General features: G+C 74.5%; 12 protein-coding genes. 9 read left to right on the forward strand and 3 right to left on the reverse strand.

Translation table 11 applies throughout. From position 1 onward, the window contains the following. Position 1: 1 nt before the first annotated feature. Positions 2-742, reverse strand: a complete 741-nt coding sequence (locus ACZ56V_RS18815; RefSeq protein WP_468943551.1) for a 4'-phosphopantetheinyl transferase family protein — start codon at positions 740-742, stop codon at positions 2-4. Positions 743-912: 170 nt separating this feature from the next. Between ACZ56V_RS18815 and ACZ56V_RS18820 the strand changes: the two genes are divergently transcribed. From ACZ56V_RS18820 to ACZ56V_RS18855, 8 genes are all read left to right on the forward strand, one after another. Beyond that, positions 913-2,145, forward strand: a complete 1,233-nt coding sequence (locus ACZ56V_RS18820; RefSeq protein WP_468943554.1) for a hydroxymethylglutaryl-CoA synthase family protein — start codon at positions 913-915, stop codon at positions 2,143-2,145. Between the two features lie 7 nt (positions 2,146-2,152). Further along, complete coding sequence (locus ACZ56V_RS18825; RefSeq protein ID WP_468943557.1) at positions 2,153-2,947, forward strand: enoyl-CoA hydratase-related protein; 795 nt, start codon at positions 2,153-2,155, stop codon at positions 2,945-2,947. A 46-nt stretch (positions 2,948-2,993) separates the two neighbouring features. Then, positions 2,994-5,231: an ACP S-malonyltransferase gene (fabD, locus tag ACZ56V_RS18830; RefSeq protein ID WP_468943560.1), complete on the forward strand. Its 2,238-nt coding sequence runs from the start codon at positions 2,994-2,996 to the stop codon at positions 5,229-5,231. Between the two features lie 134 nt (positions 5,232-5,365). Further along, positions 5,366-11,449, forward strand: a complete 6,084-nt coding sequence (locus tag ACZ56V_RS18835; protein WP_468943563.1) for a beta-ketoacyl synthase N-terminal-like domain-containing protein — start codon at positions 5,366-5,368, stop codon at positions 11,447-11,449. A gap of 41 nt (positions 11,450-11,490) precedes the next feature. Beyond that, positions 11,491-13,050 carry an MDR family MFS transporter gene (locus ACZ56V_RS18840; RefSeq protein WP_468943565.1) on the forward strand — a complete coding sequence of 520 codons (1,560 nt, stop codon included), beginning with the start codon at positions 11,491-11,493 and terminating at the stop codon, positions 13,048-13,050. A 138-nt stretch (positions 13,051-13,188) separates the two neighbouring features. Then, positions 13,189-14,088: a DUF6039 family protein gene (locus tag ACZ56V_RS18845; protein WP_468943568.1), complete on the forward strand. Its 900-nt coding sequence runs from the start codon at positions 13,189-13,191 to the stop codon at positions 14,086-14,088. Beyond that, positions 14,085-16,496 (forward strand): ACP S-malonyltransferase, encoded by a 2,412-nt coding sequence (fabD, locus tag ACZ56V_RS18850; protein WP_468943570.1) that lies wholly within the window; start codon positions 14,085-14,087, stop codon positions 16,494-16,496. Before ACZ56V_RS18845 ends, fabD (ACZ56V_RS18850) begins: the two co-directional genes overlap by 4 nt. A gap of 19 nt (positions 16,497-16,515) precedes the next feature. Further along, on the forward strand, positions 16,516-17,448 hold the full coding sequence (locus tag ACZ56V_RS18855; RefSeq protein ID WP_052841998.1) for a DUF6039 family protein: 933 nt from the start codon (positions 16,516-16,518) through the stop codon (positions 17,446-17,448). Positions 17,449-17,524: 76 nt separating this feature from the next. Here the strand turns inward: ACZ56V_RS18855 and ACZ56V_RS18860 are convergent, their stop codons facing one another. Beyond that, positions 17,525-17,890, reverse strand: coding sequence for a VOC family protein (locus ACZ56V_RS18860; protein WP_362022593.1), 366 nt, complete (start codon positions 17,888-17,890; stop codon positions 17,525-17,527). Positions 17,891-18,003: 113 nt separating this feature from the next. Continuing rightward, positions 18,004-18,405, reverse strand: a complete 402-nt coding sequence (locus tag ACZ56V_RS18865) for a DUF3224 domain-containing protein (protein WP_104636385.1) — start codon at positions 18,403-18,405, stop codon at positions 18,004-18,006. 169 nt (positions 18,406-18,574) lie between these two features. Here ACZ56V_RS18865 and ACZ56V_RS18870 point away from each other — a divergent pair, with 169 nt between their 5' ends. Beyond that, the gene (locus ACZ56V_RS18870; RefSeq protein WP_398916464.1) at positions 18,575-19,291 is read left to right on the forward strand and encodes a PIG-L deacetylase family protein; all 717 of its coding nucleotides are present in this window, start codon (positions 18,575-18,577) and stop codon (positions 19,289-19,291) included. The last annotated feature ends 85 nt before the right edge of the window (positions 19,292-19,376 follow it).

A 19,376-nucleotide genomic window follows, 5' to 3' on the forward strand; every position in this document is an offset into this window, starting at 1 on the left:
GTCACGGCGGGCCGGGGTGCCGCACCACCGTCACGTCCGGCCCGTGGCCCCGCCGTACGGCCACCGCGAGCAGATGCCGGTCGCCGCGGGGCCACTGGGCTAACTGCCACCGCGAGCCGTCGTCGTCGGCCGCGGTCAGCCGGGGCCCGCCGGGGGCGTCCGGCGCGACGGCGTAGGAGTCCGGAGGCAGCAGGAAGCCCAGGCCGCGCGCCTTGCCGTACGCCTCCTTCAGCGTCCAGTGCCGCAGGAACACGCCGCCGCGTTCGCCCGGCGGTGCCGCGAGGACCCGGGCTGCCTCCCGGGGGTGGAACATCGTGCGCGCCACCCGCACCGGGTCCGCCGGGCGGCCGGTGACCTCCACGTCGACGCCGCAGTCCAGCTCGGGACAGACCAGGCAGACCGCGAGGCCCGGGGCATGCGCGACGCTGAAGCGCAACCGGGGCACGGTGGGCGGCCCGGCCGGCTCGGGACGGCCGTGCGGCCCCGTCGTGAAACGCCATTCCGCGGGCGCCACTTCGGGCACGCACCGGCTGAGCGCGGTCCGCAGCAGGGTACGGGCCGCGACGTACAGGCGCCGGTCCGCGTCCCGGCGAAAGGCCGCGGAACGCCGCCGCTCCTCAGCCGACAGCGGGCCCCGGTCGCCGTGGGCGTCCGGGGCGGCGGCCCAGACATGCGCGAGGGGAGCGCCGGTGACCGCGTGGTGCAGGGCGACCCGGGACGGCGGCGGCGTCCCCTCGACCACGGCGCCCCCCGTTTCCCGTGCACGGCCGTCGGGCCTTCCGCGGCGCGTGTCGAGCCTGCGGCGCGCACAAACGGCCCCGCCGTGCAAAAGTGAGCAGATCCGCGAGGCCCGTGCCGGTTACAACCGGGAGAACCGGGGCCCGGTGGCGGCCCCCGACCGCGGGAGCGACCATGGCCGTCGGCATCGAGGCGATCAACGCCTACGTGGCACGCGCCTGTTTCGACGTGGCGGAACTCTTCCGCGGCCGGGGCCTGGACATGAGCCGGTTCGACAACCTCATGATGCGGCAGAAGTCGGTCAACCTGCCCTGCGAGGACGCGGTCACCAACGCTGTCAACGCGGCGAAGCCCCTCCTGGACCGGCTCACCATCGAGGAACGCGACGCGATCGAACTGCTCGTCGTCGGCACCGAATCGGGGCTCGACCTGGGCAAACCCCTCTCCACGTACATCCATCACCACCTCGGGCTCAGCCCCCGCTGCCGCTCCTTCGAGGTCAAGCACGCCTGCTACGGCGGCACGGCGGCCCTCCAGACGGCCGCCGGCATCATCGGCGCCTCACCCGTGGAGACCGCCAAGGCACTGGTGATCGCCGCCGACGCACCGAGCGCGGCGGCCCGCGGCACCTACTGGGAGCCCTCGGAAGGCGCCGGCGCGGTCGCCCTCCTCGTCGGCCGCGATCCGCGGGTCCTGGAACTGGACCCGGGCGCCAGCGGTCTGCACACCTTCGAGGTGATGGACACCCTGCGGCCCCGCCCGGATCTGGACTACGTCGACTCCGACGTGTCCCTGCTGTCGTACCTGACCTGTCTGGAGCGCAGCTTCGCCGCCTACCGCGAGCGGGTGGCCGGCGCCGACGTCGTCGACAGCTTCCAGCACCTGGTGCTGCACACCCCGTTCGCCGGCATGGTCAAGGGCGCGCACCGGAAACTGCTGCGCACCCACAAGGGCCTGGGGCCCCGCGAGGCGGCCGAGGACTTCACGCTCCGGGTCGCCCCCACCCTCCACTACGGCTCCCGGGTCGGAAACCTCTTCTCCGCCTCCCTGTACCTCGCCCTGTGCTCCCTCCTGGACCACGGCGACCCGGAAACCCCCTGCCGCATCGGGCTGTTCTCCTACGGTTCCGGGTGCGGTTCGGAGTTCTTCAGCGGCGTCCTCGGGGAGGAGGCCGCGGCCGTCGCCGGCCGGATGCGGATCGGCGCCGCGCTCGAATCCCGGCGGGCACTGACCATGGAGGAGTACGACGCCGTCACCGAACTCGGCGGCGACCGCGCGTTCGGCGTGCGGGACCTGGACGTCGACACCAAGCCCTACGCGGACCTGTACGGCGAACTCGCCGACGGAGCCGGGCTGCTGGTGCTCGACCGCATCGAGAACTTCCACCGCCTCTACTCCTGGAGCTGACCGACCGATGAGCCACGGCACCGTCCGGGTCCGGCATCAGGAACCCGCCGTCCTGCGCATCACCCTGAACCGGCCCGAGCGCGGCAACACCGTCGACTCCGCCCTGATCGCCGACCTGCACGAAGCCCTGGACGGCGCCGAGAAGGCCGACGACTGCCGGCTGGTCGTGCTCGACTCGCCGGGAGGGACGTTCTGCAACGGCATGGACATGGGTGAGGCGGCGGGGGACATCCGGACGGGAGCCGCCCACGGCCGGGACGCGGAACGGGGAGCAGACAGCGGTTCGGCGTTCTTCGGACTGCTGCGGCGGCTCACCGAGGTGCCGCGGATGACCCTCGCCTGCGTGGACGGAAGGGTGGCGGGCGGCGGGGTGGGACTCGCCGCGGCCTGCGACCTCGTCCACACCACCGAGCGCGGCGTGTTCAGCCTCCCCGAGGCCCTGTGGGGACTGCTGCCGTGCAGCGTGCTCCCGTTCCTGGCCCGCCGCACCGGCGCGCACACCGCGGGCACGATGACCCTCACCACCCTGCCGCTCACCGCCCAGGAAGCCGTGCACCGGGGACTCGCCGACGAACTCTCGCCGGACGCGGGCCCGTTGGTGCGCCGCCTGCTGTCCCGGCTGACCAAGATCGACGCCCGGATGATCGGAGAGGCCAAGGGGTACCTGGCCGCGCTGCAACCCGTCACGGCCGAGACCGAGCGGCGGGCGGTCACCGAGTTCGCCCGGCTCGCCGCGGCGCCCGGCGTCCGCGAGGGCATGGCACGGTATGCCGCCGAAGGACGCTACCCGTGGGAGCGGTGAGCGCCGGGTCCGGGCAGTGCCGGACGGAGCACGGGGGAGGCGGCCGATGAGAGTCGTATGGGCCTTCCCGGGCCAGGGCTCCCAGCGCAAGGACATGGGCGCCGGCCTCTTCGACCGCCACCCCGGCACACTCGCCCGCGCGGACGCCGTGCTCGGCCGCTCGGTCCGCGAACTGGCGGCCGATCAGGCCGCGTTGCGCGACACCCGCGCCCTGCAGCCCGTCCTCTACACCATCGGCGCGCTGACCTACCTCGACCGCGCCGCCCGGGAGCCCCAGCCCGACTGCATGATCGGACACAGCCTCGGCGAGTACACCGCCCTCTACGCGTCCGGCGCCCTCGACTTCGAGACCGGACTGCGGCTCGTCGTGGCCCGCGCCGAGATCATGGGGCGGGCGAGCGGGGGCGGCATGCTCGCCGTCGTGGGACTCGACGTCGAGCGGCTGCGGGAGGTCATGCGCCGCGAGGGCGCGGACGACATCGACGTCGCCAACCACAACTCGCCCGTGCAGACGGTCCTCTCCGGCCCCGAGGACTCCGTCCGCGCCCTCGCGCCCGTGCTCCGCCGCGAGGGCGCGGGCAAGTGCGTGCTGCTGCACATCAGCGTCGCCGCCCACTCCCGCTACATGGCCGGGGCAGCCGACGAGCTCGGCGCCGTCCTCGACACCGTCACCTTTCACGAGCCCCGCGTCCCCGTGGTCTCCAACGTGACGGCCCGCCCCCACCGGGCCGACCGGATCGCCCGCCGGCTGCGCGAGCACATGTGCCGGGGGGTGCGCTGGTGGGACAGCCTGGCCCACCTCGTCGAACAGGGCGTCACCGAGCTGGTCGAGCTGGGCCCGGGAAACGTGCTGACCAAGCTGTGGGCGACGGCCAGGACCGAGCTGGCGCCACCGCCGGGCGGGCACCGCGCGGCCCGCACGGCCCCGGAGCCGGGACCGGGGGCAGGCGGTGACGGCGCGGCGGCACCGGGAACGCGCACGCCGACGACCGCGCCGGGACGCCGCCGTGCCCCGGTGACCCGGGAACGGCTCGGCTCGCCCCGGTTCCGGGAGCGGTACGGGACCGACCTGGCCTGGCTCGTGTCCGGGACCGGCGACGGGGCCGTCGGCGACGAGGTCTGCCGGGCCGCCCGGGCCGCAGGGCTCGCGGCCTGCACCGATCCGGTCCCCGGCGCTCCACGGCAGGAGTCGCTGGACCGTGCGGGCCGACACGGCTGGGGGATCGGACTGCGCCCCGGGGCGGACGCGGACGAACAGGTCACCGCGCTGCTGGCGCACGAGGTGCGGTACGTCGAGGTCGGCCACCCGCACGGCCCCGACGCGGCACTCGTCCGCTTCCGCTTCACCGGTGCCCACCGCCGCCCGGGCGGCGCCCCCGTCGCCGTACGGCACGTTCTCGCCCGCGTCACCGGACCCGACCAGGCCGCCGCCTTCCTGCGCCCCCCCGCCCCCGCCCTGCTCGACGAACTCGTCGGCACCGGAGCCCTGTCGGCGCGCGAGGCGGACGTCGCCCGTGAGCTGCCCGTCGCCTCCGACCTGGCCGTCCAGCACCCGGGGGGCTGGCACGACGACGGCGCCGACGCCTGCCAACTGCTGCCCGCCCTGGTCGCGCTCGCCACTTGGAGCCCCGGGCCCGAACCCGTGCACGTGGGTCTGTGCGGAGTCGTCGGCACACCGGAACAGGCCGCCACCGCCTTCGCCCTCGGCGCCGCCTTCCTCGTCTCCACCTCGCTCACCGCCTGCGCTCCCCAGGCCCGGCTGGCCGACCCGCTCAAGGACACCCTCGCGAGGGCCGGCGACGACGACGTCACCTGGGCGCCCACCGAACGGCACGCCAGCCTGGGGGTCCTCGCGCGGGTCGTCCGCCGGGGCACCCTGTTCCCCGCCCGGGCCGGTCTGCTGTACCGGCTCCTGCGCGAACACCGCTATTTCGCCGACGTCCCCGAACCTCGGCGCAGGCACGTCGAGGAGCACCTCCTGGGCGGCCCGGCCACCGAGCCACCGGCGGACGCCCGAGCCGACGGGCGCCCGCGCACGGCCGACGTGTTCCGCAGGTACGTGCGGGAGACCGCCCGCCGCACACCGGCCGGCGATCCCCTGCGGCCCCTGGACCACCAGCTGCCGTGCGACCCGGACCTCACCCACTTCAACCGTGCGGCGGCCGGCACCCCGCTGGCCGCGTGGACCGCCCGCACTCCGGCCGCGGTGGCCGGACACCTCCTGACAAACGCCGCGGAACTGCTCACCGAGAGAGCCCCGGAACGGGCCGAAACGCGCCCATGAACCAGCGGACACACCAAGCAATCGCTACGGTCTGCGACGGACAGTGGGGCCCCGCCCACGGGACCCCACGGGCATGCGGCATGCCCGGACCAGCCCGGACCGAGCCCAGGCCGACACCCGTGGAGTGAGACGGCATGAACTCTCTGGAGCGCACCGACACCGACACCCCGCCCGACGGCCCCGGGACGGGCCCGGTCGACCCGTGCGTCGTGCTCGTCTCGGCCGGCGACCCCGACCGGCTCGCCCGCGCCGCCCGCGACCTGCGCGACCGGCTCGTCTCGCTGCTGCGCCAGGACCGGGCGCCCGCCGCCGCCGACGTGGCCTGGACCACCCAGACCGGCAGGGTGCCCATGCGGCACCGGCTCGCCGTCGTACGCCCCGACCTCGACGGGGTCGTCGCCGCGCTGGGAGCCTTCCTCACCGGCAGCCCCGACCCCGCCGTCCACACCGGACGGGCCGGGCACGCACCGCCCGGTGCGCCCGGCACCGCCACCGACGCGGCCCGGCTGTGGGCCCGGGGCGCCGACCTGCCCTGGGAGACCTACTGGCACACCCCCAGGGCCCGCGTCGCCCTTCCGGTGTACCCGTTCACCACCACCGACGCGCCCGCGCTGCCCCCCACGTCGGCACCTACCGCCGACACCGCCCGGGACCCGGGAGCGGACGCCCGGGCGGCCGACCTGGAGGCGGCCCTCCTGGACCGGTACGCCGAGGTGTCCGGGATACCCCGGGACGAACTCGACGCCCACACGCCCTTCGTGGAGTACGGGCTCACCTCCCTCCAGGTGGGCGAACTCAACCGGCTGCTCGCGGACGACTGGGGCGTCGGCACCCGGACCCTGTTCTTCGAACACGGCGACATGGCCCACGTGGCCGAGGACGCCGTGCGCCGCTGCGGGGCCGCCCCGCGCCGCGCGCCGGACGCCGGACGACCGCGGACCACGGCCCGGCCGGCCGCCGCACCGAGAGCCGCCGCGGAGCCCGGCCCGGCCGACGAGACCGACGGCGCGACCGCCGTCATCGGTGTCGCGGGCCGTTTCCCGCAGGCCGGGGACCTGGAGGCGTTCTGGGCCAACCTGGAATCCGGACGCGACTGCGTCACCGGTCTGCCCGCCGACCGGCACCGGCCCGGCTGGCCCGTCGACGAGATGACCGGCGGCTTCCTCGACGGCGTCGACCGCTTCGACCCGCTGCTGTTCGGCATCACCCCCCGCGACGCCGCCCTCATGGACCCGCACGAGCGCCTCTTCCTGGAGACGGCCTGGGCCGCCCTGGAGAACGCCGCCCACCCCCGGCACCGGCTGCGCGAGCGGCACGGGTCCCGCGTCGGCGTCTACGCGGGCGCCATGTACGCCGACTACGCCTTCTTCGGCGTGGAGGAGACCCTGCGGGGGCGCCCCGCCTACAGCGGCGGCGCGCTCGGCAACATCGCCAACCGGGTCTCCTACATCCTCGACCTGCACGGCCCCAGCCTCGCCGTGGACACCATGTGCTCCTCGTCGCTGGCCGCCCTCCACCTGGCCGTCCGCGCGCTGCGCGCCGGGGACTGCGAGATCGCCCTCGCCGGGGCCGTCAACCTCTCCCTGCACCCGAACAAGTTCGTGCAGCAGCGGCTGATGTCCCTGACCTCGAGCTCCCGGCGCTGCCGCAGCTTCGGTGCGGACGGAGACGGGTTCGTGCCGGCCGAGGCGGTGGGCGTACTGGTGCTGAAACCACTGGCCCGTGCCCTGGCCGACGGCGACCGGGTGCGCGCGGTGATCCGGGGCACCGCCATGGTGCACGCCGGACGCACCAACGGCTACATCGTGCCGTCCCCCGTCGCGCAGGGGCAGGTCGTCCGGGACGCCCTCGCCGACGCCGGGCTGCGGCCCGCCGACATCGACTACGTGGAGGCGCACGGCGCCGGCACCGCGCTCGGGGACCCCGTCGAGATCGACGGACTCACCCGGGTGTTCGGCGGCGACGACCGCCCCCCGGGGTCGCTGCCCATCGGCTCGGTGAAGTCCACCATCGGGCACGCCGAGGCCGCCGCCGGCATGGCCGCGCTCACCAAGTGCCTCCTCCAGATGGAACACGGCACCCTGGCCCCGACCCTGCACGTGGACCGCCTCAACCCGAACATCGACTGGGACGCCGTGCCCTTCCGCGCCCAGGACAGGGCCGCCCCCTGGCCGCGGCCGACCGGACCGGACGGCGCACCGCGCCCCCGCCGGGCGGGCATCAGTTCCTTCGGCGCCGGCGGGACCATCGCCCACGTGGTGCTGGAGGAGTTCCCCGCCGCCGCCCATCAGGACCCGCCCCCCGCCCCGGCACCCCGGCTGCTCGTGCTCTCCGCCCATGACGAGGCGCGCCTCAGGGACGCCGCGTCCCGCCTCGCCGCCTGGCTGCGCCGTCCGGACGGGGCTCCGCTCGCCGACGTCGCCTGGACCCTCCAGACCGGCCGCGAACCCCTGCGTGAACGCCTCGCGCTGGTCGCCGACGACGCGGCGGACGCCGCCGCCCGCCTGGCGGAGTTCGCGGCCGGCCCGGACCCGGACGCCGGGAGTGCCGCACGCGGCCGGGCGCCCCACGGCGGCCGGCCCCAGGGACGCCTGCTGCCGGACGGCCCGGACCCCGACCTCGCCGCGCTCGCGCGGCACTGGGTGACCGGCGGGCCCGTCGACTGGACCCGGCTGTACACCGGCGCCGCACCGCGCATCACCACCCTGCCGGCCTACCCCTTCGCCGCGATGCGCTGCTGGATCCCCGAGGGGGACACCACCGGCGGACCCGCCGCCTCCCCGGACCCGCGTCCCGACCGTGCCGCCCCGGCCGCTCCACAGGACGCCGGGGACATCGAGTTGCTGCGCCGCGAATGGCTGCCCACCGGCGAGGCGGCCGACGGGAGCGGCCCCGCCGAGGGCGCCGTGGTGTGCCTGTACGGCACCGCGACCCGAGCCGTGGCCGACGCGCTCGCCCGCACGGCACCGCCCGGCGCCCTCGTCCCGGTCCTCGTGCACGACGGCCACTCCCCGGACAGCGCGGGCGAGTTCGGCGACGACGCCCAGGCCGACACCGTCACCGGCGGACTCCTCGCCCGCCACCCGGTGATCGCCGGCTGGATCGACCTCACCGACCTCGACCGGCCCGACCCCGCCGCCCCCGGACCCTGGACCGCCCGCCTGCTGCTGATCCGCCGGCTCCTCGGCGCCCGGCCCGGCGCCCGGCTGCGCGGTCTCCAGGCGGTACGAGGACTCCAGGACCTCGACGGGCCCGCTCCCTGCCCGTCCGGTGCCCGCATGGCCGGGTTCCTGCGCTGCCTCGGCGCCGAGTACCAGCGACTGGACACCACCGTCCTCGACACCGACCTGCCCACCGCCGACCCCGAACGGCTGGCCGCCGCGCTCTGGGGCGAGTGGCACCGGCCGGGCGGCCGCGCGGAGGTCTGCCACCGGAACGGACTGCGCTACGAACCCGTCCTGCGCCCCACCCTGGCCCGGCACACCCCGCTCGTCCCGGACCCGGGCCGGGCCTACGTCGTCACCGGCGGTACCCGGGGCATCGGCGCCCGGGTCGCCGCCCACCTCGTCCAGCGCGGGGCACGGGCCGTCGCGGTGCTCGGCGGCAGGCCACTGCCGCCCCGCGAGCGGTGGGACACCCCGGGAGCCCTCGATGCCGCCGGAGCCGAGGCCGTCGCCGGCGTACGGCGACTGGAACGGCTCGGCGCGCGCGTCCTGGCCCACGGCGGCCCACTCACCGACCGCGCCGCCGTCGGTGCCTTCCTGGACCGGGTGCGGTCCGAACTGGGCCCCCTGGGCGGCGTGGTGCACTGCGCCGGCGGTCTGGGCGGCGGCCGCCCCGCCTTCGTCGGCAAGGACACCGCCACCGTCCGCGCGACCTTCGCGCCCAAGGCCGACGGCCTGGAGACGCTCGCCGACCTGTGCGAGGGCGACCGGCTCGACTTCTTCGTGGCGTTCTCCTCGGCCTGCGCCCTCGTCCCGCGTCTCGCCGTCGGCGTCACCGACTACGCGGCGGCCAACGCGGCGGCGGACCTGCTGCTCGGCCACCGGGTCCGTACCGGGGGCGCCCACCTGCGCTCCGTGGCGTGGCCGATGTGGACCGAGAGCGGCGCGGCACGCGGCAAGGACAACGTCTGCGCCCCCGTCGGCCTGGACACCGTCGACGACGCCACGGGGCTGCGCATCCTGGAGCAGGTGATCGCCATGCCCTGGGGCGGCACCGTCCTGCCGGCCCTGCCCCTGGACGCCTCCTTCGACGCGGAGACCCTGCTGGACACCCGGACGGGCGGGAGCCCGGTCGCAGCACCGGAACCGGCACCGGAGCCCGCGCGCGCCGGCAGCGGCCCCGCCTGGCTGGTGCCGCTGGTGTGCGCGGTCCTCGGCACCCCGGAGACCGACCTCGACACCACGGCCGACTTCACCGACCTCGGGGTGGAGTCCGTGATGCTGGGGGAACTGCTGGAGCGCGTCGAGGACGCCGTCGGCAAGCGCCTGCCCCCCTCGCTGCTGCTGGAGCACCCCTCCGTGCGGCAACTCCACGACCACCTGACGTCCCTCGGCCTGGCTCCGCGGCCCGTACCGGCGGCCGAGGCACCCGTACCGGCCGATGCCGATGCCGCCGCGCCGCCGCCCCCTGTCCCGGCGCCGGCCACCGCGGCCACCGGGGCCACCGCGGGCCCCGCCGACCGCCGTACTGACGGCCGCGTGGCCGTCATCGGCATGGCAGGGCGGTTCCCGGGCGCCCCGGACGTCGCCACCTTCTGGCGCAACCTGGTCGAGGGCCGCTGCGCCGTCACCGAGGTACCGGCCGACCGCTGGGACACCGGAGCCCACTACCGTCCGGAGTACGAACCGGGCCGCAGCACCGGGAAGTGGGGCGGCTTCCTGGACGGTCTCGACCTGTTCGACCCCGCGCCGTTCCAGCTCGGCGACGACGAGGCGACCGTGCTTGACCCGGGGATCAGACTGTTCCTGGAGGCCACCCGCGACTGCCTGGCCGACGCCGGCTACCGGGGCGAGGAACTGCGCGGCCGGGACGTGGGCGTCTTCGTCGGCGGGCGGATCTCCTCCTACCCGCTGCGCGCGCCGCTGCGCCCCGACGTGCTCCAGTCCGACCAGAACTTCCTGGCCGCCCAGGTGGCCCACCGTTTCGACTTCCGGGGCCCCGGCCTCGTGGTGGACAGCGCCTGTTCGTCCTCCCTGGTGAGTGTGCAGCTGGCGTGCCGCAGCGTGCTGTCCGGGGAGACGGAACTGGCCCTGGCCGGAGGGGTGGAGGTCCTGCTGGACGAGCGGCCCTACCTGGAGTTCAGCGCGGCCCGCGTGCTGTCGCCCACCGGCCGCTGCCGCCCCTTCGACGAGGGGGCCGACGGCATCGTGCCGGGGGAGGGCTGCGGTGCGGTCCTGCTGAAACCGCTGGCCGCCGCCCTGCGCGACGGCGACCGCGTGCACGCGGTGATCGAGGCGGTCGCCGTGAACAACGACGGCCACACCATGGGCACGACCACGCCGAACCCGGCCGCGCAGACCGACGTCGTCCGCAGGGCCCTGGCCGCGGCCGGGCGCCGGGCCGAGGAGATAGGGCTGGTGGAGGCGCACGGGACGGCCACCAGGATCGGCGACCCGATGGAACTCAAGGCGCTCACCGACGCGTTCGCGGGCTCCGAGGAGCCGTACGGCCGCTGCGGCATCGGCAGTCTGAAGGCCAACGTCGGTCATCTGCTGAACGCGGCCGGCGTGGCGGGCCTGATCAAGGTCGCGCTGAGCCTGGAGCACGGGGTGGTGCCGCCCACGCTGTTCTGCGAGACGCCCAACCCGCGCTTCGACTTCGCCCACTCGCCGTTCCGGCCCGTGACCGCGGCCGAACCGTGGACGGTACCGCCCGCGCGACGGGTGGCGGGGATCAGTTCCTTCGGCCTGGGCGGCACCAACGCCCACCTCGTCGCCTCCGCCCTCGACCCGGCCGAGCGGCCGGCGGACGTACCGGTGCGCGAGCCGCTGCCCGCGCCCGTGTACACCCGGCGGCGGCTGTGGCTGGACCGGAAGGCGGACGCCGGCCCCGCCCCGGGCCCCGTGCCGCCGGCCGAACGCCCGACCTCTCCCGTGCCGCGGGCGGAACCCCGGCCGGCGGCCGCCCGCGCCGCCATCCTCGACCTGCACTTCGTCACCCGCCAGGTGACGGACGGCGTTCCCGCATCAGGCCCGGCGGCGCGGGTGCCGTAACACCCGGCCGCCCTTCACCACCACGGAAGGAAGCACCCCCCATGGAGAACTCCGCAGAGGCGGCCCCCGGGCCCGCGGACGCGGCACCGGCCCTGCCCACGCCTCGTCAGGCCGCCCTGGCCATCGCCGGTGTGATGGCGGGGATGCTGCTGTCGGCCCTGGACCAGACCGTCGTCAGTGTCGCCCTGCCCAGCATCGTCGGCGAACTGGGCGGTCTCGAACGCCTGCCCTGGGTGGTCACGGTCTACCTGGTCACCTCCATGGCGGTCACCCCGCTGTGGGGCAAGGTGTCCGACCTCTACGGCCGCCGGACCGTGGTGCAGTGCGCCATCGGCGTCTTCGTCGTGGGGTCCGTGCTGTGCGGCGTGGCCCAGAGCATCGGGCAGCTCATCGTCTTCCGCGGCATCCAGGGCCTCGGCGCGGGCGGTCTGTTCGTGCTGGCGCTGGCCGTGATCGCCGACGTGGTGCCACCGGAGCGCCGAGGCCGCTACCAGGGCCTGTTCGGGGCCGTGTTCGGCCTGTCGAGCGTGGTCGGGCCGCTGGTCGGCGGCTGGTTCACGGACGGTCCGGGCTGGCGCTGGATCTTCCTGATCAACGTGCCGGTCGGCGTGCTGGCGCTGGCGGCGACCGCCGTCGGCCTGCGCGTCCGCGGCCCCCAGCGCCGGCACACCATCGACTTCACCGGCGCCGCCCTGGTGGCCGGTGCCGTCGTCTGCGCCCTGCTGTACCTCAACTGGGCGGGCGAGGCCCACGGCTGGGCCGCCCCGGGCTCGCTGGCGCTGGCCGCCGGTGCCGTCGTGCTGGGCGCCCTGTTCGTGTGGGCGGAGAACCGGGCGGCCGAACCCGTCATTCCCATGCGCCTGTTCCGCAATCCGGTCTTCGGTGTCGGAGCCCTGTTCGGACTGCTCGCCGGGGCCGCCATGTTCGCCGGCATCGTGTACCTGCCGCTGTACTTCCAGGCTGTCATGGGCATGTCGTCCACGCGCTCCGGACTCGCCATGCTGCCCGCGATGTTCGGACTGACGTTCACTTCCATCGCATCCGGGCAGCTGATCAGCAAGACCGGACGGTACAAGGTGTTCCCGGTCTCCGGTTCCGCACTCCTGGTCGTCACCATGCTGCTGCTGTCCCGGGTCGACGCGGGCACTCCCTACTGGCAGATCGGCGTGTACGCCTTCCTGTTCGGCGCCGGTGTCGGCCTGGTGATGCAGCCCGTCATCACCGCCGTACAGAACTCCGTGCCGCCGCAGGACATCGGCGCGGCCACCAGCTCCGCGAACTTCTTCCAGCGCATGGGGTCCGCGATCGGGGTCGCCGTCCTCGGCACCGTCCTCACCAGCCGGGTGGCCGACCGGCTGGCGGACGTCGGCCAGGACGCGGCACGCGCCGCCGACCAGGGCGTCACGGCCCTGCACCGGCTGCCCGAACCGGCGCGCGGGGACGCCCTGGACGGCTACGCGCACGCCATGGGCGACATGTTCCTGGTGTGCGTCCTGCTGGTCGGGATCGCCCTCGTGGTGTCCCTGTTCCTCAAGGAGATGCCCCGCGGGAACGACCCGGCCGCCGAGGAGCCGGCGCAGGAGACGTCCACGGCCGGCTGACCCGTCCGGGCCGGCGGGACCGTCCCCCGCCTGCTCAAAGTTGTGCAGCCCCCGGACGACGGTCCGCCTAGCGTGGCTCGCGCCGGCCCCAGGCCCGGCACGAGCCACGCATCCTGCGCACTGGAAGGACGGCCATTCATGGACCAGCGGACACCCCGGAGCGCGGCCGGTCCCAGCCCCGCGTCGGCCCAGAGCCCCGTGCCCGCCGACAAACTGCTGCACTCGGGCAACTCGGGCTTCACCATCGCCCGCAGCGCCCAGCTGAAGTACGAGCACCGCTACGAGGGCCGCAAGCTCTTCGCCGACGTGATCGCCTACATGAACCAGTCCGACCTCAACGGTGCCTCCTTCTACTTCTACGAGGAGGCGTTCGGCAAGCAGGACCGGGTGCACTGGCTGATCCACTGGAAGACCCCGAACGACTACGCCATCAGCCTGCACATGGTCGACCACGACGAGAAGATGATCGACCTGCTGGAGAGCGACCGGGTGCCCGAGGACGCCGGAGCCGGCGTGTGGGGCCGGGCCGTCGTCGAGGGCTCCGTGCGCGAACGCATCCTCGTCCCGCAGCACGGGCTCGTGCACGAGGAGGACGATCACGACAGCGGCGAACTCTGGGTGGACCCGGCCAAACTGCAGACCGACCAGTCCGACACCGAGCTGCTGCACTCCGCGAACTCCCTGCTCACCCTGCACCGCACCGGCCAGGCCTCGCACGAGTTCCGCAAGGAGGCCCGGCTGTACGCGTTCGCCTGGCAGAACGAGGTCAACCGCAAACTGCCCGGTCGCGCCACCTCGTACCTCTACGAGGAGACCTTCGGTGTGATGGACCGGCTGCACTGGCTCATCCACCTCAAGGACTTCGACGCCTACCAGGAACTGCTCGAACTCGAGCGCACGGACGCCGACTTCCGGGCGCTGGGCGAGCGGCAGTTCGTCGCCGAACGCAAGGGCGGCGGCACCTGGGGCCGTTCCTTCGTGCCCGGCACCATCGAGGACACCGTGCTGCTGCCGTACCAGTTCAGCCCGGGCGCGTGAGGGCCTGGCTCTTCGCCGGCCAGGGCGCGCAGCGCGTCGGAATGGGGCAGGAGCTCTTCGACCGCTTCCCCGAGTACGTGGCGGCCGCCGACCGCGTCCTCGGCGAGTCCGTGCGCGAGCTGTGCCTGGACGACCCCGACGGCCGGCTGAACCGCACCCGGTGGACCCAGCCCGCGCTGTACGTGGTCAACGCGCTCGCCTGTGCGCAGGCGCTGGCGGAGGGGCCCGCACCCGACGTCCTGGCGGGACACAGCCTCGGCGAGTACAACGCGCTGCTCGCCGCGGGCTGTTTCGACTTCGAGACCGGCCTGCGGATCGTGTGCCGGCGCGGTGAGCTGATGGGTGAGGCGGACGGCGGCGCCATGCTGGCCGTCGTCGGCCTGTCGCCGGACGCCGTCCGAGCCCTGCTCGACCGCAGCGGCGCCGCCGACGTCGACCTGGCCAACCTCAACACCGCCACCCAGGTGGTGGTGTCGGGGCCGGCCGAGAGCGTCAAGGCGCTCCGCGCCGCCGTGCGGGCGACCCCGGGTGCCCGCTGCGTCCCGCTGGCCACCAGTGGCGCCTTCCACTCCCGGCACATGCGCCCGGCTCAGGAGCGCTTCGCCGCGTTCCTCGACACCGTCGGCTTCCGGCCACCGCGCATCCCCGTGATCGCCAACGTCACCGGCCGGCCCTATCCGGCCGACGGCGTGGCGGACCTGCTGGCCCGGCAGATCGCGGCCCCGGTGCGCTGGCACGAGACGCTGCGGGAACTGATCCGGCGGGGCGTGACCGAGGCCGACGAGTTCGGCCCGCGCCCGATGCTGCGGCCGATGTGGGAGTCGGTACGGGCCGAGCCGGACACCGTGCCGCAGCCGCAGCCGCAGCCGCAGCCGCAGCCGCAGCCGCAGCCGCAGCCGTCGCAGCGCGTCCCCGTGCTGCAACCGCCACCGCAACCGCAGCCGCAGCGGGAGCAGCCCGCCCCCGTGCCGGTGGCGGTGCGGCGAAAGGCCCCGGTCGTCGCCCCGGGGCCGGAAACCGCACGGGACCCCGCCGCGGCCCGGCTCGGCAGCGCGGAGTTCCGGCAGGACCACGGCGTGCGCTACGCCTACCTCGCCGGCAGCATGTTCCGCGGGGTGTCCTCGGTGGAACTGGTCGCCCGGCTCGGAAGGGCGGGCCTGCGCGGCTACTTCGGCGCCGGCGGACTGGACCCGGACACCGTCGACAAGGCTCTCGCCGAACTCGCCCGCACCCCGGGCCTCGACGGCCGCTACGGCGTCAACGTGCTGCACGACCTGACGCGTCCCGGTGCCGAGGACGCCCTCACCGACCTGTTGCTGCGGCACGGCGTCCGGCACGTGGAGGCCGCCGCCTTCACCACCGTCACCCCGGCGCTCGTCCGGTTCCGGTTCACCGGCGCCCACCGCACCCCCGACGGCACCCCCGTCGCCGTACGCACCCTGATCGCCAAGTGCTCGCGTCCCGAGGTGGCCGCCCACTTCATGGCGCCGCCCGCCGAGGAACTGCTGCGGCGCCTGGTCGCCCGGGGCGCGCTGACCACGGCCGAGGCCGACGCGGCACGCGGGCTGCCGGTGGCGCAGGACATCTGCGTGGAGGGCGACTCGGCCGGCCACACCGACGGCGGGGTCAGCCTGGCCCTGGTGCCGACGACGGCCGCGCTCGCCGCGCGACTGACCGCACGGCACGGCTACGTCCGCCGTCTGCGGGTGGGGGCCTGCGGAGGGCTGGGCACCCCCGAGGCGGTCGCGGCGGCCTTCGTGCTCGGCGCCGACTTCGTGGTCACCGGCTCGGTCAACCAGTGCTCGCCCCAGGCCGGCACCTCGGACGCCGTCAAGGACCTGCTGGCCGCCCTGGACGTCCAGGACACCGCGTACGCGCCCGCGGGCGACCTGTTCGAACTCGGCTCCCGCGTCCAGGTGGTCCGCAAGGGCACCCTCTTCGCGGCCCGGGCCAACAAGCTGTACCAGCTCTACCGCGGCCACAGCGGCCTGGACGACCTGGACGAGGCCACCCGCACCTGGCTGGAACGCGACTGTCTGCGCGCCCCGCTGGACCAGGTGTGGAAGCAGACGTGCGCCCATTACCGGGACACCGGACGCGGCCACGAGATCGAACGGGCCGAGCGCGATCCCCGGCACCGGATGGCGCTCCTGTTCAAGTCGTACTTCGCCCGCACCAACCGGGCCGCCCAGGACGGCGACCCCGCCGAGCGGGCCAACTACCAGGTGCACTGCGGACCCGCGGCCGGCGCGTTCAACCGCTGTGTCGCCGGCACCGCCCTGGAGCCCTGGCGCGAGCGGCACGTCGAACGCATCGCCGAGCTGCTGATGACCGGGGCGGCACGGGTCCTCGACGAGCGCCTGGCCGCCTTCACCCAGCCCGGCCCCCACCCCTCGACCCACCCATGACACACACGAGGAGAGCGACATGACCCTGGACAGCGGCACGCCCGGTGTTCCGCCCGCCCGGCACCAGACCACGCAGCCCACCGACCGGATCCTGCACTCGGCGAACGCCGGGGTCGTCGTGGAGCGGGTCGCGCAGATCGCCGCCGGCCAGGGCGACAGCGCGCGCCGGCTGGCCCGTGAGGCCGCGGAGTTCGTCAACACCAAGCATCCCGGCCTCGCGACCGTGTTCGTCTACGAGGAGACCTTCGGTGTCAAGGACCGCCTGCACTGGCTGATCCACTTCCGGTCCCTGGAGGACTACGAGCGGCTGCTGCACATGGGCGGCCCCCGGGACTTCCGGGACGGGGTGCTCGGCGGCCATGTCTCCCAGCACCAGGCCGACGCGTGGCAGGCCGCGTTCGTGCCCGGCAGTGTGCGGGAGACCATGATGCTCCCGCACCGTTGGGGGATGTTCGGCACCGCCACCCAGACCATGGCCCAGGACCCGTCGATGAGTCCGCTGGCCGCCGACCGGGACGAGCCCTGGTTCGAGGTGCAGCCGGCGCACCACCAGACCGCCGTCCCCGCAGACCGGCTCCTCAACACGGCCACCGCCGGGGTGATCATGCACCGGGTGGTCGACTTCAGCTACAAGTACCGGGCCGAGGCCCGCCTGTTCGCACGCACGGTCGCCGAGAACACCAACCTGAACGCCGACGGGGACGCCACCGCGCTGGTCTTCGAGGAACTGTTCGGGACCATGGAGCGGATGCACTTCCTCATCCACATGAAATCGCTGGGCACGATGTACAAGCTGATGGGCATCGACGCCCGCACCGACCCCGCGGCGCCGCGTGCCACGTACATGCAGGACTGGGTGCCCAAGGAGCAGGGCGGTGGCCGCTGGGACAGCCTGATGCTGGAGGGCAGCGGGAACGACGGCTGCCTGACCCCGCAGTACTGGGCGGACTGAGGCCGCACGAGGAGGCCGCGGCACTCGGGTGAGCGCCGCGGCCTCCTCGCGTGGTCGTCGTCCGGCGGGGCCGGCGTCAGGCCATGGTGGTGACGCAGAACGGGTGACCGGCCGGGTCGATCAGGACGACCCACTTCTCGCCGCCCGGCTGGTGGTCCGGCTTGGTGGCCCCCAGGGAGGTCAGCCGCTCCACCGACTCGTCCAGGTCGCTGACGCTGAAGTCGAGGTGCATCTGCTTGTCGTCACCGGGCCAGGTGGGCTGCTTCAGGCTCTGGACCCGCTGGAAACCGATGCGGCTCGAGCCGTCCGCGGTACCGATGTAGGCGAAGTCCTCGCTCGCGAAGAGCGTCTGATAGCCGGTGACGGCGCTGTAGAACTCGGCCAGAGCCTTCGGGTCCGGCGCGTCGAGGGTGACCGCTGCCAGCTGCCCAATGGGGGACATGAAAGGTTTCCTTCCTCAGGACGATGATCGTCTCGGCGTGCAACCTCCGCGTGCACCTCCGGCGTTCGCGAGCCTAGGCCCTCACCGGTGCGGGCGCACGCGGATCGCCGGGACTACTCGAAGGAGTGGTCCAACGCGATCGCCGCGTGACCGTCCGGACCCGGGTTGTCGCAGAAGTAGGTGCCGGTCCCGCGCAAACCGGCCAACCCGCCCGTTCCGGAGCCCTCCAGCACCTCCAGGGTCGCCTTGGCCGCGCCCCCGCCGGTGGTACCGGTGACCTGGAGGACGAAGCTGCCGCTGCGGTCGCCGATCCGGCCCGTCACCCGTTCCAGCGCCGTGAACACACTCGCCCCGTCGGGGGACAGGGCGATGAGGACCTGCTGGACGCCCTCGCCCTCGATCTGCCCCCGGTAGTGGTTGGCCACCTGGCCGTGCAGCAGCAGCGGAGCACCCTCCGTCTGCTCGTAGGGCGCGGGCTGCCAGGGATCCCAGGTCATGGTGCTGGTCGACTGCATGTGCTGTCCTCTCGCTCGCGGAACCTCGGCGAACCGGTGGCCGGACTGCCGACGGGGATCAGCCGGATTCTCGCGCCTGTACACCGCTGGATCTGCTCACTTTTGAGCGATGCGGAGAAAGGCAATTCCGGGGTACCGGGACCGGAAAGCGCGCTGTTATCTTCGGGGCATGACCGATGAATTCCAGGAAATGCCCGAGGACTGGACCCGCGCCCTCGCCGTGGTGGCGCACCCCGACGACATGGAATTCGGCGCGGCGGGCGCCGTGGCGCGCTGGACCGCGGCCGGGAAGTCGGTCGCCTATCTGGTGGCCAGCCGGGGCGAGGCCGGCATCGACTCGATGGCGCCCGAGAAGGCCGCCGAGGTCCGCGAGGCGGAGCAGCGGGCCAGCGCGGCGGTGGTGGGGGCGGCCGGAGTGGAGTTCCTCGACCACCCCGACGGCCGGATCGAGTACTCCGCCGAGCTGCGCCGCGAGTTCGCCGCCGCGATCCGCCGCCACCGTCCCGAGCTGGTCCTCGGCTTCTGCCACCACGACCACACGTCGACGGGACGCTGGAACTCGCCCGACCACCGCAACACCGGCCGCGCCCTGCTCGACGCGGTGGGTGACGCGGCCAACCGCTGGATCTTCCCCGAGGACGGCCCCGGCCCCTGGCAGGGCGTGCGCTACGTGGCGGTCTCCAACTCGCCCAGGCCGACCCACGCCGTGGACGTCACCGACCACATCGACCGGGCGGTGGCCTCGCTGGAGGCCCACGCCAGCTACCTGGCGGCCATGCAGCCGCCCGTCACCGACGTCCGCGGCCCGCTGCTGGGCCTGGCCCAGGCGATGGGGGCGCGCTTCGGCGGCCGTCCGGCGATCGCCTTCGAACTCATACCGCGCTGACCCGACGCGCCGAGCACCCCGGTCCGCACACCGCCGGCCCGGGGACGACGGGCGGCCCGCCCCGTCGCCCCCGGCCGGCGCGAGC

The organism is Streptomyces sp. NPDC034099 (assembly GCF_055575415.1).

Bases quoted from the DNA above. Each gene is read 5' to 3' on its own strand.
- ACZ56V_RS18825 (WP_468943557.1), top strand. From the start codon at position 2,153: ATGAGCCACGGCACCGTCCGGGTCCGGCATCAGGAACCCGCCGTCCTG.
- ACZ56V_RS18870 (WP_398916464.1), top strand. From the start codon at position 18,575: ATGACCGATGAATTCCAGGAAATGCCCGAGGACTGGACCCGCGCCCTC.
- ACZ56V_RS18860 (WP_362022593.1), bottom strand. From the start codon at position 17,890: ATGTCCCCCATTGGGCAGCTGGCAGCGGTCACCCTCGACGCGCCGGAC.
- fabD (WP_468943560.1), top strand. From the start codon at position 2,994: ATGAGAGTCGTATGGGCCTTCCCGGGCCAGGGCTCCCAGCGCAAGGAC.
- ACZ56V_RS18835 (WP_468943563.1), top strand. From the start codon at position 5,366: ATGAACTCTCTGGAGCGCACCGACACCGACACCCCGCCCGACGGCCCC.
- ACZ56V_RS18855 (WP_052841998.1), top strand. From the start codon at position 16,516: ATGACCCTGGACAGCGGCACGCCCGGTGTTCCGCCCGCCCGGCACCAG.
- ACZ56V_RS18865 (WP_104636385.1), bottom strand. From the start codon at position 18,405: ATGCAGTCGACCAGCACCATGACCTGGGATCCCTGGCAGCCCGCGCCC.
- ACZ56V_RS18840 (WP_468943565.1), top strand. From the start codon at position 11,491: ATGGAGAACTCCGCAGAGGCGGCCCCCGGGCCCGCGGACGCGGCACCG.
- ACZ56V_RS18820 (WP_468943554.1), top strand. From the start codon at position 913: ATGGCCGTCGGCATCGAGGCGATCAACGCCTACGTGGCACGCGCCTGT.
- ACZ56V_RS18845 (WP_468943568.1), top strand. From the start codon at position 13,189: ATGGACCAGCGGACACCCCGGAGCGCGGCCGGTCCCAGCCCCGCGTCG.